We start from the raw sequence: 12,444 nt of genomic DNA on the forward strand, positions 1-12,444 counted from the left end.
CACAATGACCGGAGACGCTCGCTCCCCCTAAGCTGACGCGGAAATCGTGGCTGAGCGCGCAAGGGGTGCGAATGCCGGCAGGTCGATCCGTGTTCTGGGTCAGCAGCGTGCGGCGTCGGCCTGCCTCGTTCGTGTGGCTCGTGACGCTGTCGGCGATCGCCATGGTCCTCTCCGTGCTCGCGCCTCTGCTGGTTCGCGCCGTCGACGAGGTCACGCTCGCGCAGGCGGTGCACCGGGCCGGGATCGAGCGCACGGCGATCGTGGCGGCGGCCGACGTGCCGGGCGGATCGGCCCAGAGCGGCCTCGTCTCGGTCGAGGCGGTCACGAACGCGGTGCACGGGAGCGTCTGGGCGCCGCCGTTCCGCGCGGTGGATTCGAGCACGGAGTACTCCTGGGCCCTGAGGGGTCGGGCGAGCGCGCGGGGGACCGCGGCCGTCGCGGCACCCCAGACCTCGTGCCGGGGCACCACGTTCGTCTCCGGTCGGTGCCCGACGCGCAACAGCGAGATCGCGGTGGCTCGAAGCACCGCGGGCACCACGGTGAAGGTGGGCGCGTCCCTCAGGTTGAAGACGCCGACCGCCGTGACGTTGAGAGTGGTCGGCATCTACGACGACCGCAGCGGCATGGGCGCCGTCCTGAAGGGCCCGTCTCGGCTGAGCCGGCACACCGATAGCCCCGCGGCACCGGATCTGGTGGTCACGCTCGGGCAGTTCGGTCGCCTGAACGTCGACGGAACCGCCTCCTCGGTCCGCGTCCTGCGCCGCGACGTGACACTGGATGACGTGTCCGGCATCCGGGCGGACATCCAGCGCGCCCAGGACGAGACCCTCACGGCCGTCAGCGCCGCGGCCGGCACCCGCGTCACCTCCCACATCCTGGACGTCGTGGACGGGGTCGAGCCGCAGCGCGACGCCGCCGCGACCCTGCTCGCCGTCGCCGCTCTCGAGGCGCTCGGACTGGCCTGGTTCGCCGAGGCCCTGCTCGTGCAGCGGATCGGGCGCGATCGAGCGGGCGAATGGGGGCTCGCTCGGCTTCGGGGACTGCCGCGGGGCCGGTGGCTCGCGTCCGTCTTCGTCGAGCCGGCGGTCGCGGTGATCGCCGGATGCGCCGTCGGCGCCGTGGTCGGAGTGGCCGCCGCTCAGCTGGCGGCGGGCGCGGTCATGGGCCCCGCCGCCACCGTGGAGCCGCTCCAGCCGCTGGTGATCGGCGCCGCCGTGCTGTCCGTCGTGGGGTCGCTGGTGGCACTGGTGGCGGCGAGCGTGCGGTCCGCCCGGCTCCCGCTCTCCGTCCTGCTGCGCGAGACCGCCGAGCCGCGCACGATCTCGCGTGTGGCCCTCATCGGGCAGACCGCGATCGTGCTGCTCGCGCTTGTGGTCGTGTACTCGCTCGTGTCGCAGACCAGCATCACCGGCCCGCAGGTAACGTTGCTCGCACCGGCGGTCGTCGCGGTCCTCATCGGCATCGTCGGCCTGCGGCTGGCCATCGCGCTCATCCGGCGGGTCACGCGAAAGGCGCCGAGGTCGCTGACCGGGCTGCTCGTCGGTCGGCGGCTCGGTCGAGCGCCGTCGGCGCTGTACGTCGCGGTGATGGTGACGATGGGACTCGCCGTCGTCACCTACTCCGCCCAGACGGCGGTCGTGGCGGATCGTCTGCAGGATGATCGTGCGGCCGCGTACCTGGGTGCGAGCCAGGCGGTGACGGTCTCGGTGCCCTCGGATGTCGACTTCCTCCAGGCGGTCAGGCGCGCCGATCCGAGCGGCACGCAGGCCATGGCCGTCGAGCTTCTGCCGAGCCGCGGCGACGCTCCGTCGCTGGTCGCGCTCGACGCCTCCCGACTGACGGCGGTCTCCTCGTGGGAGCCGGCGTGGAGCGGGTTGGGCGCGGCGAAGCTGCGCGCGGAGCTGGCGCCGCCGGCGGGCGCGTCGATGACGGTCACCGGCACGCAGATCTCGATCGAGCTCGCCCGCGTGAGCGACGTCGGGGATGCGCCGCCGGATGCGACCGGGCCCTTCCTCACGATGGTCGTGCAGAACGCGACCGGCTGGCACACCGTCTCGTTCGGCGCACCGCACGACGGCACGCTCGTCAGCGCACCGCATGCGGTCCCCTGCGCCGATGGATGCCGGGTGGTCTGGCTCGGCGAGCGCCGCGACGGCTCCGACGCCTCATCCTTCGCGACGGCCATGACGATCACCGGATTCTCGACCGACGCGCAGCCGGCTTCCCGGCTGTCGCCCTGGCTCGACGCGGACAGGTGGCGCAACCGCATCGGTGAGGGCTCCGACTCGGTCCTGACGCCGGGAGCCGTCATCAGAAGCCGGCCGGATGGCCTCGGCGTCCTGTTCACCGGCGGGCAGGGCGACACAGCGAGCATGGCGCCGAAGGACGCCCCCGAACCCCTCCCGGCGATCGTCGGACCGTCGACCCAGCTCACCCGGTATCCGGGAATCCCGCACGCGTTCGTGGGGGCGGGGCTCGACCAGAGCAGGCTTCTGCTGCAGGAGGTGCAGCGCGCGCGCATCCTGCCCCGGATGCTGGGCGACGGTGCGGTGGTCGATCTGGCGGTCGCGGATCGGGTGGCTGATCCCGCGCAAAGCGCCGCGAGCGACGAGGTGTGGCTGGCTCCGGGTGCCCACCCCGAGGTGATGGCGGCGCTGGCTCGCGATCACATCCGAGTCACCGGGCGCACGACGCTCCGCAGCGTCGAGGACCGGTTCGCGAGTGAGGCGTCGCCGAGGTCCGCCCGGCTCGGCCTCGCGGTGGGAGCGGGTGCCCTGCTGCTCTCGCTGCTCGGCGTCATCGCCATCCGCATGGTCGGCGCCGCCGGACGCCGCCGGGACTGGGATTCGCTGCGCACCGCGGGTGTGCCCCGACGGCTGCTCCGCAGGGTGGCCGCCGTCGAGACGCTCGTGCCGATCGGGCTCGCCGCGGTGCTCGGCGTGGGTGCCGGCGTGGTCGCGTTCGTCCTGACGGTGCCGCACCTGCCGCTCACCCGCGGCGATGGCGCGGTTCCCCCGCCGGACTACGCGCTCGCGCCCCTTCCTCTGGCCGCGACCGTAGCGGGCGTGCTGTTGCTGATCGCGGTCATCGCGGAGGTCGGGGCGCGCCTGGAGCTGCGGGGCGGGAGGTCGCGATGAGCGCCCCCCTCGCGAGACGCCCGCCCGCCGCGGCCGCCGACGTCCCGGCCCTGCGGTGCGCGGGGCTCGTGCACGTCTACCGCGAGGCCGGAACCGATGTGGCCGCGCTGCGCGGCATCGACCTCGAGGTCGAGCCCGGCCAGCGCGTCGCGCTGCTGGGTCCGTCGGGATCCGGCAAGTCGACGCTGCTCACCGTCGTCGCCGGCATCATGCGGCCCTCGGCCGGCACGGTCGCGGTCTTCGGCACGGACCTCGGCAACGCCCGAGAGCGTAACCTGCGTCGACTGCGAGCCGGCACGCTCGGGCTCATGCTGCAGGGAGCGTCCACGAACCTGCTGCTGCACGAGGGGGCGGGCGCGAACGTCGAGTGGGCGCTGCGGGGGATCCCGAGCGGCAGCACCCGGGTGGCCGATCAGCTCCTGGATGCGGCCGGGCTCCGCGCCGACGACCGTCCGGTGCGGGAGATGAGCCCGGCCGAGCAGCAGATGCTCGCCCTCGCCGTCGCGATGTCGACCCGGCCCCGGCTGCTCCTAGCCGATGAGCCGACGAGCCAGCTCGACGATGCGGACCGCGACCGGCTGCTCGATCTGCTCGTCGAGATCGCCGACCAGCAGGGCACCGCGGTGCTGCTCGTCACGCATGACGAACTGGTGGCCGCGCGGATGCAGCGCAGCATCCACCTGCGTGACGGGCGGATCGGCGAGGAGGCCACCGCCGCCGGCCGGTACGCCGTCATCGGAGCCGACGGCTCGATCCCGCTCCCCGAGGCGCTGCGAGCCGAGTGGGGCTCCGGACGGCTGGTGTCGATCGACGCCGTCGCGCCGGGCGAGCTCCGCATCCGCGGGGCCGAGACCGGAGGCGACCATGACTGAGGGTCTGCGGTTCGACCGCGCGACGGTGCTCCGCGCCGGAGCCGAGGTCGTGAGCGACCTCGACCTGAGCGTCGCGCCGGGATCGACCGTCGCGCTCACCGGTGCCTCGAGCGCGTGCCGAGCCCTGCTCGAGGCGGTCGTCGGCTCCCGGCCGCTCACCGGTGGTCGCATCCTGCTGGACGACTCGCCCGTCGACCCCGCCGCGGTCGGGATCGTCACGCAGCGGCACGAGCTGATCGGAAGTCTGAGCGCCGCCGAGAACGTCGCCGTGCGGCTCCTCGCCCGGGGCGGCTACCGCGCGTCGGACTGGTCGGCGATCGAACGGCTGCTCGCCGCTCTGCGCCTGCCGGAGTCGAGCTGGCACAACCTGCTCGAACAGCTCTCGGGCGGACAGCAGCAACGTGTGGCGGTCGCGCGGGCGCTCATCGGCGAGCCGATGCTCTTGTGCCTCGACGACCCGACGAGCGAGCTCGACATGGCCAGCAGCGCGGTCGTGTGGGGCCAGGTGGCCAACGCGACCCGGCGCGGGGCGATCGCGATCGTGGCGACCTCGGACGAGGAGGCGATCGCGCCCGCCGAGCACGTCATCGAATTGACAGATTGACAGGCCCCGGATCGCAAGGCTGATCTGCACGCGCTGACGGCGCTCGGGCGTGAGCAGCCGCCCGATCCCTGCATTCAGGATCGGGGACTGCCGCCGGCGGCTACTTGTGCGTCACCTTCGTCACGGCGTCGGTGGCGCGTGCGGCGCGGTCGTCGCTCGCGCGCTTGTCCTGCTTGGCAAGACGCTTCTCTTTCAACGTCTTGGACGCCGCCGTCTTCGTGGTGTTCTTGCGTGCGGATTTCTCGCCCATGATGGTCCTCGTCTCTCGAGAGCCGCGATGACCCTGTGGCGCGATCCTACGCATCCCACGGGGTCAGCGCGCTCCGATCATCCGAGCTCGATGCTGCACGGTTCGCACATCGCACGTCGCCGGGAGCCTGTTGGGCTTTGCGGGGACCCTGCTCGCGCGAGAGATCCCTCGGGCCGCTCGGCCGTGGGCGGCGACTCGCGAGGTGACGAGATGGCCGGTGCCCGGGCGGACCTCAGGTCAGCCGCTCGAAGACCAGCGTCGCCTGGATGCGGTCTCCGCCACCGATGCCCTTGCTGCCCGAAGCCGCCGTCGTGATCGTGTGGAGTCGGTAGCCGAGGGCGGCCTGGGAGTTGATGGCCTTCTCGAGCTCCGTGAGATTGCCCGAGCCCGTTCCCCAGAGTTTCTCCTTCAGCACGACCTGGAGCACGACATAGCTCATCCCGCTCGCTGCGGGGCGCGGTTGGCCGCCGGCGCTCGCCTCGGTCTTGATGTGCTCGATCAGCGTCGCAGGGCTGTCGACGGCTGCAGGCCCTTGCCGCTGTTCGGTCCAGGCGTTGCCGTCCCACCAGCGCTTGGCGCCCGTGCCGGACCCGTCGTCGTACCAGCCCGCTGCTGCATTCGCCATCGATGGACCTTCCGTCAGGATCGAGTGGAGCGCCGGCTACTCGACGGCTCGCCGCCGACGCCGGACGAAGAACAGCGCGAGCCCGGCGATGAGGAGCACTGCCGCCGCAGCGACCGTGCCGCCGACCGTCATTCCGGTGATGGCGAGACCCGCCGGCCCGGTGCCGGGCGGCACGTCCGCCACGTCATCGACCCGCGCGGTCGAGGGGTCGGAGTCGACGGACCCTCCACCAGGTGCCGTCGCGGTGACCGTCGCCGTGTTGACCAGCGGCCGACCCGTCAGATCGCCGGCCCGCACCGTGTAGGAGGCCGTGCAGACGACGACCTGGCCCGGCAGCAGCGGGCTCGCGCCGGCCGGGCAGTCCGGCGTGGAGACCGTTCCGACACCGCTGAACGATCCCTCGATCACCTCCGGGTCGGTCAGGGTGGTGTTGCCCGTGTTGGTCACGGAGAAGCTGTAGTCGACCACCTGTCCGGCGGCCGTGATCGCCGTGACGGGCGTGGACTTCACGAGTGACACCGCGGGTGCCGCGAGCTGCGGAATGGTCACCGTCGAGGTCGTCGGCGGAGGCGGCGGCGTGAGACCGGGCGGGTCCGCGGTCACGGACGCGGTGTTGGTCACGGAGCCGGCGTCGATGTCGAGCTGGGTCAGTGTGTACGAGGCCGTGCAGACGACCTGCGCACCGGGGGCCAGGAACGCGGCGCCGGCCGGGCAGGCCGGGCTCGGCAGCGTGCCGGTCCCCGTGAAGGCGGTGTCCTGCACGGCGACGTCGGCAAGCGGCACATTGCCGGTGTTCGTGACCACGAAGGAGTAGGTGACGATCTGCCCCTCGGTGAAGTCCGCCTGCGCGCTCGGGGAGGCCGACTTGACGAGCGTCATGGACGGCTCCGGCGTCACCGTGGGAGTGCTCGTCGACGACGCGTTCGAGGTCAGCACGGCCGGGGAACCGAGCGGATGCGCGGCCGTCACGTCCGCCGTCGTGATGACGTAGGGAGCGTCGGCCGTGCACGTCGTGACGCCCGCCGGCGCGATGGTGCCGGGGGGACAGCTGACGGTCCCGACTTTGGGGTCGTCGATGGCGACCGTGTCGATGTCGGTCTGCCCGGTGTTGGTGACCACGAAGGAGTACACGATGGTGTCGCCGGCGTCGGTGATGCCGTCACCGCTCGCGTCGACCGGCGGCGCGGCCAGCTTCTGCAACGAGATGCCGGTCGCCTTGGCGGTGTTCGTCACGGTGCACGTGATGTCGTCGCCGGCGGCCGGGGTCACCGTCGTGGTCGAGCCGGTTCCGGAGGGCAGGACGGTGGTGCTGCCCGCCGCGGTGTTGGTGCAGGACCAGGACGGCGTCACGTAATCGGCCAGGTTGGTCGCCGATCCGTCTGCGGCGGACTCGCCGAGGGTGTACGTGGAGCCGGGGGCCACGACCAGGCCGGGCGTGCTCGCGGAGCCGGCGGTGCCGGTGGTCGCCTGCCCCACCACCGCACCGGTCGAGTCCTCGGCGGACACGGTGAAGGAGTCGGCGGGATCGATGCGGCTGGCGACCTGCTTCACGACGGTGAGCTTGGCGGTCTGGACGCCGATGGCGATCGCCGAGCGCGCGCTGGTGACCCAGGTCGTCGCGAACGTGGTCGGCGTGTCGGCCGCGACCAGCAGCGCCGTCGACTTGCCGCCGGCGATCGTGGTGCCGCCGACGCCCGTGCCCGCGCAGGTGACCGACGTCGTCCCCAGGCCGACCGGGTTCTTGCACCCCCACCCGCCGTTCGGGGCGAGCCGTTCGATCTCGTTCAGAGGCTTGTCGGAGCTCCACGCGAACGACTCTCCGCGGACGTTGTCCTCCGCGTCGGCGGCGACGAACGAGTACCCGGCGACCGGATCGCCCTGCGCGTCGGTGACCCGGATGTCGTCGAACGTGATCTTCGCCGCCTTGTTCCCCGACGGCGAGGCGAGACTGTAGAGCGCATTCAACCCCGGGATGCCGCGGTAGGCGTCGGTGCCGAAGGCGAACCGCGTCTCGAGGGGCGTCGACCGGGCCTCGAAGTTCATGGGGACGGAGTTCGGCAGGTTGGTGACCTTCACGGTGAAGTCGGCGACCAGCCCGCCATCGAGCGCGATCTCGATCGGCTGCCCCTCGGTCGATCGCGCCTCGGTCGCGTCGAACGCCGAGAAATCGAACCAGCAGATGGTCGAGGCGTGCGTGCCGTTGTTCGCGGACGTGTCGGCGTAGCCGCAGCCGTTCGCGGCCGCGGCCGCTGGGCCGGCGCCCGCCGTCGCGAGGCCCAGGGTGAGGCCGGCCGCCGCGATGGTGGTGGCCAGCACCACCGACAGTGCGCGGCCGCCGCGGATCCGGCTCGTGCCGCGTTGCCCATGCCGACGCCGTCGTGTCACGATCACCACTCCCCGCGGTCGTGAAGCACTCGTCGAATCTGAGCACTCCTAGGGTTCAGGCTACAGCTCCGGTCCTCCCGCTGGCGGCGGCGACGTCGACGCTTCCGCGGAGGGATGATCGCGCCTGGCAAGCGCTTGCCACCCAACCCGCGCTCGGAGTCTCTAACGCAGTCGGTTGCGCAGCCGTGCTCCGGAATGCGCTTGCCTGACGTAGGCTGCGGTCGAGCCACGAACAACGGAGGTCCGACATGGGCGACACGATCCGCAACCCCGACGGCGAGCTGTTCGTCGACGGGCGGTGGATCCCATCCTCCGCCCGCGACGGGATCGACGTCGAGGATCCGGCCACCCGTGCGACGGTGGGCCGCGTCGCCGTCGCGACCGACGACGACGTCGACGCCGCCATCGACGCCGCCGGACGCACCTGGCGCGAGTGGCGCGAGACGAGTCCGCACGCGCGCACCGCGATCATCATGCGGGCCGCGCAGTTGCTGCGCGATCGCGCGGTGCCGATCGCCGAGGCGATGACCCGCGAGAACGGCAAGCCCTACGGCGACTCGCTCGACGAGGTCGCGTACACGGCCGACATCATGGACTCCCTCGCCACGGACGCTCCCCGCCGCTTCGGCCACGTGCTCCCGACGGCCGCCGCCGACGGTCGCACGATGGTGGTGAGCGAGCCCGTGGGCCCGGTCGCCGCGTTCACGACCTGGAACTACCCGCTCACGGTGCCGGGTCGCAAGGTGGCGGCGGCGCTCGCGGCCGGCTGCACGGTCGTCATCAAGCCCGCGGAGGAGACACCCGCCAGCGCGGTCGCGCTCGCGCATGCGCTCGCCGATGCCGGCCTCCCGGATGGCGTGCTCAACATGGTCTTCGGCGATCCGGCCCGCATCTCGTCGCGGCTGATCGCCTCGCCGGTCATGCGCAAGGTGTCGTTCACCGGCTCCACGGCCGTCGGCACGCTGCTCGCCCGTCAGGCGGCGGAGCACGCCAAGCCGACCATGCTCGAACTCGGCGGGCACGCGCCGGTCATCGTCTTCGATGACGTCGATGTGGATGCCGTGGCCCAGCAGGCGCTGGGCGCCAAGATCCACAACACCGGTCAGTCGTGCGGATCGCCGATCCGCTTCTACGTGCACGAGAACGTGTACGAGCGCTTCGTCGAGCGCTTCGGCGAGCTGCTGGGCGGGGTGTCGGTCGCCGACGGGTTCGCCGAGGGCGTCGGCATGGGCCCGCTCGCGAACGGACGTCGCTTCGCGGCGATGGAGCCCATCGTGCGGGATGCCGTCTCCCGGGGCGCGCGACTGGTCACCGGGGGCGTCGGCGACGATTCGGTCGGCTATTACTGGCGCCCCACTCTCCTGGCCGACGTGCCGGAGGACGCCGTCGTGATGAACGAGGAGCCGTTCGGTCCGATCGCCGCCGTGTCGTCGTTCCGCGACGAGTCTGACGTGATCGAGCGGGCCAACCGGCTGCCGTTCGGACTGGGGGCCTACCTGTTCACCGGATCGGCGGAGCGGGCGCTGCGCATCCCGGGCCGGCTCGACGTGGGCATGGTCAGCGTCAACCGATTCGGCGTCGGTGCCCGCGATACGTTCTTCGGTGGCCGCAAGGAGAGCGGCTACGGGTCCGAGGGCGGCCCCGAGGCGGTCGAGGAGTACCTCGTGCGCAAGCTCATTGTGCAGTCCTGACCGGTCCGTGGTCGCCGCTGCGCCGCGCTAGTTGAGGCGCGGGGTCGACTCCCGGATGACGACGGTCGCCGGCACCGTCGTCGGGCTCTGCGCGCCACCGGCGATGAGCTCGACCACGGCTCGGCCGACCTGCGCCGTCGGCACCCGCACGGTCGTGAGCCCCGGGACGACGTTGCGCAGGGTGCGGATGTCGTCGAACCCCGCGAGCGCGATGTCGTCCGGCACGCGCATCCCGCGATTACGCAGGCCCGCGATCGCACCGAGGGCCATCTCGTCGTTGAGCGCGAACAGCGCCTGGGTGTTCGAGAGGACGGCATCGTCGAGCGCCCCGACCGCTCCGAACGCGCCCTCCCAGCTGAAGTCGGAGAACGTGATGGCCGAGTCGGGCAGCTCGAGCCCGCGCTCCGCGAGGCCGTCGCGGAATCCCTCGATGCGCTCGCGCGTCGTCACGAGGCCCTCGTCGCCGCCGAGCACGTGGAAGCGCTTGTAGCCCAGCCGGGTGAGCGCCACCGCCAGCCGGCGCGCGCCGCCGAAGTTGTCGAGGTCGACGAAGTCGAACGGCATCGTCGTGCGGCTGACGACGACGACCTTGCCGCCGGCCGCCTCGTAGCCCTCCAGCTCGTCCTGCAGCCGCTCGACGCCTTCGCGCGAACGGGTGCCGCTCTCGGCGAGGACGATCGCGCGGGCGTGCTGGCCGCGCAGGTCGCGCACGAGCTCGATCTCGCGCTCGAGCCGGCGCTCGGTGATGGCGATCGTCACCCGCAGGCCCGCCAGCTCGGCCGCCGACATCACGGCCGCCGTCATCGACGAGAAGTAGTCGGTCGCGATGTCGCTCACGAGCAGCGCGAGGTTGGTGGTCGTGCCGCGGGCGACCGCCTGCGCCTGCACGTTCGCGGAGTACCGCAGCTCGTCGGCCGCCGCGAGCACCCGCTGCGCCAGCTCGCCGCCGACGGTGCGCTCGCTGCCGTTGAGCACGCGGGAGGCCGTCGACTGCGACACCCCGGCGCGGCGGGCGACGTCGGCCAACGTGACCGGGTGGGAGCGGCGCTCGGCGGGCATGGCGCTGACATCCCTTCGGGAAAGCGTGGGATCACTCTAGCCAGAAGCGGCGCACATCCACGCCGCAACACCAGGGATTTGCTGAGGGAAAGCGGTGTCCGACTACGCTGACCCGCATGTCGTCGCACGCGTTGCTGCTCTCGGGTTCCGGTCGATACGCCGACCCCTGGCATCCGTTCGCCGCAACCTCCGCGCGCGTCGCCGAGGTGCTCGAGGGCGCCGGGATCGCCACGACGGTGACCGAGGACGTCGACGCCGCTCTCTCGGCTCTTCCGATCACCGCGCCCGACCTGCTCGTCGTCAACATCGGCGCCGCCGACGCGCCGTTCGCCCCCGGCGCCGAACCCGAGCCCGCCGGGCCGGAGATCGACGCGGCCTCTCGCGCGGGCCTGCTCGCGCACCTCGCGGCCGGGCGCCCGCTGCTCGCCCTGCACGTCTCGTCGACGAGTCTGCACTTCGTGCCGGAGTGGGAGGGGATCCTCGGCGGCATCTGGGTGCGCGGCACGACGATGCATCCCGACTACGGCCGCGCGCACATCCACGTCGAGACCGACGCGCACCCGATCGTGGCGGGCGTCCACGACTTCGAGGTCGACGACGAGCGCTACACGTACCTGCGGGTGGCGCCCGACGTGCAGCCGCTCGTCTGGCACGAGCACGACGGCGCGCGGCACCCGCTGCTGTGGACGCGGACGACCGGGTCGGCCCCCGTCGTATACGACGCCCTCGGACACGACGCGGCCTCGTACGACAGCCCGGAGCGGCGAGCGCTCCTCGCCCGCTCCGCCCGCTGGCTTCTGCGTGCGCTTTAGGACGCGCCACGAACGATTCGCGCCGCACGGGCGGGGGCGCGGGTGCGGGCCGGGATGCGGCTAGCGCCCGACCGCGGGGGCCGCGTCCTGCCAGGTGGATGGATCGAGCTCGACCGCGCGCAATGCGCTCCACAGCTCGTCGGGCACGTCGACCTCGTCGAGTTCGACCGAGGCCTCGAGGTCGGCGACGGTGCGCATGCCGACGATCGTCGAGGTGATGCGGGGGTCCCGGGTCGAGAACTGCAGCGCGGCGGCGGCGAAGGGCACGTCGAATTCCGCGCACAGGCGCCCCATCTCGTTCGCGGCGGCGATGAGGGCGGGTGCGCCGTTCCCGTACGCGTAACGCTCGCGGGCCACGGGCCAGCGCGTCAGCATCCCGCCGCCGTAGGGCGCCGCGTTGAGCACGCCCATGCCGCGTGCGGCGGCGAGATCGATCAGCGACTCGGCGCTGCGATCGACGAGGGTGTGCCGGTTGTGGGTGATGAGCGCCTCGAAGTGGCCGGTCTCGACGAAGCGCGTGAGCAGGTCGACCGGGCCGCCCGAGATGCCGAGGTGCTCGATGAGCCCCTCGGCTCGCGCGGCCACGAGCGCCGCAACCGGGCCGTCGTCGTCCATCGCCCGGTCCCACGTGGTGTTCTCGGGATCGTGCAGGAAGACCATCGGCAGTCGCTCGATCCCGAGTCGCTCGAGGCTCTCCGCGAGCGAGGCGCGCATCCGGCTGCCCGAGAAGTCGTTGGTCACGGGATGCCGGTCCGCCTTGGTCTGCAGCACGAAGCCCGGGGGCAGGCCGCCGTTCGCGCGGATCGCGGCGCCGATCCGGCGCTCGCTCTCGCCGATGCCGTAGTTGTTCGAGGTGTCGAGGTAGCGCACGGTCCGATCACGGAAGAGGGCGGCCGCGAGCGCGGCGGACTCCGCGGGGGCGATGCCGCCCTGCGGATCGTCGACGTCGCGCCAGGCGGCGGCGCCGGCGCAGATCCGTGTCACGGCGATGCCGGTCGCGCCCAGCTGT

At 72.4% G+C, this 12,444-nt stretch carries 10 protein-coding genes; 5 read left to right on the forward strand and 5 right to left on the reverse strand.

Annotated elements, in window-relative coordinates:
• The first annotated feature begins 71 nt into the window (after positions 1–71).
• From ABD285_RS05180 to ABD285_RS05190, 3 genes are read left to right on the forward strand one after another with little or no spacing between them, the layout of a single operon-like run.
• Positions 72–3,137, forward strand: a complete 3,066-nt coding sequence (locus ABD285_RS05180) for an FtsX-like permease family protein (protein WP_284254212.1) — start codon at positions 72–74, stop codon at positions 3,135–3,137.
• A complete protein-coding gene (locus ABD285_RS05185) occupies positions 3,134–4,009 on the forward strand; it encodes an ABC transporter ATP-binding protein (protein ID WP_344200824.1) in 876 nt (291 codons plus the stop codon). Before ABD285_RS05180 ends, ABD285_RS05185 begins: the two co-directional genes overlap by 4 nt.
• Positions 4,002–4,613 (forward strand): ATP-binding cassette domain-containing protein, encoded by a 612-nt coding sequence (locus tag ABD285_RS05190; protein WP_284254215.1) that lies wholly within the window; start codon positions 4,002–4,004, stop codon positions 4,611–4,613. The genes ABD285_RS05185 and ABD285_RS05190 overlap by 8 nt, the downstream gene beginning before the upstream one ends.
• 100 nt (positions 4,614–4,713) lie before the next feature.
• On the opposite strand, the gene ABD285_RS05195 is transcribed toward ABD285_RS05190, so the two are convergent.
• The 3 genes from ABD285_RS05195 to ABD285_RS05205 form a co-directional block, all read right to left on the reverse strand.
• A complete protein-coding gene (locus tag ABD285_RS05195) occupies positions 4,714–4,863 on the reverse strand; it encodes a hypothetical protein (protein WP_284254216.1) in 150 nt (49 codons plus the stop codon).
• A 232-nt stretch (positions 4,864–5,095) separates the two neighbouring features.
• A complete protein-coding gene (locus ABD285_RS05200; RefSeq protein WP_284254217.1) occupies positions 5,096–5,488 on the reverse strand; it encodes a DUF2510 domain-containing protein in 393 nt (130 codons plus the stop codon).
• Between the two features lie 36 nt (positions 5,489–5,524).
• On the reverse strand, positions 5,525–7,873 hold the full coding sequence (locus ABD285_RS05205) for a DUF7507 domain-containing protein (RefSeq protein WP_344200830.1): 2,349 nt from the start codon (positions 7,871–7,873) through the stop codon (positions 5,525–5,527).
• A gap of 248 nt (positions 7,874–8,121) precedes the next feature.
• Between ABD285_RS05205 and ABD285_RS05210 the strand changes: the two genes are divergently transcribed.
• Positions 8,122–9,564 carry an NAD-dependent succinate-semialdehyde dehydrogenase gene (locus ABD285_RS05210; protein WP_284254220.1) on the forward strand — a complete coding sequence of 481 codons (1,443 nt, stop codon included), beginning with the start codon at positions 8,122–8,124 and terminating at the stop codon, positions 9,562–9,564.
• A 27-nt stretch (positions 9,565–9,591) separates the two neighbouring features.
• Here the strand turns inward: ABD285_RS05210 and ABD285_RS05215 are convergent, their stop codons facing one another.
• Positions 9,592–10,623, reverse strand: coding sequence for a LacI family DNA-binding transcriptional regulator (locus tag ABD285_RS05215; RefSeq protein ID WP_284254221.1), 1,032 nt, complete (start codon positions 10,621–10,623; stop codon positions 9,592–9,594).
• A 116-nt stretch (positions 10,624–10,739) separates the two neighbouring features.
• On the opposite strand from ABD285_RS05215, the gene ABD285_RS05220 reads away from it, so the two are divergent.
• The gene (locus ABD285_RS05220; protein WP_284254222.1) at positions 10,740–11,435 is read left to right on the forward strand and encodes a ThuA domain-containing protein; all 696 of its coding nucleotides are present in this window, start codon (positions 10,740–10,742) and stop codon (positions 11,433–11,435) included.
• Between the two features lie 60 nt (positions 11,436–11,495).
• Here the strand turns inward: ABD285_RS05220 and ABD285_RS05225 are convergent.
• Positions 11,496–12,444: aldo/keto reductase (locus ABD285_RS05225; RefSeq protein WP_344200834.1), on the reverse strand; the 949-nt coding region annotated here is incomplete at its 5' end.

It is taken from the genome of Pseudolysinimonas kribbensis (genome assembly GCF_039531715.1).
Taxonomy (GTDB): domain Bacteria; phylum Actinomycetota; class Actinomycetes; order Actinomycetales; family Microbacteriaceae; genus Pseudolysinimonas; species Pseudolysinimonas kribbensis.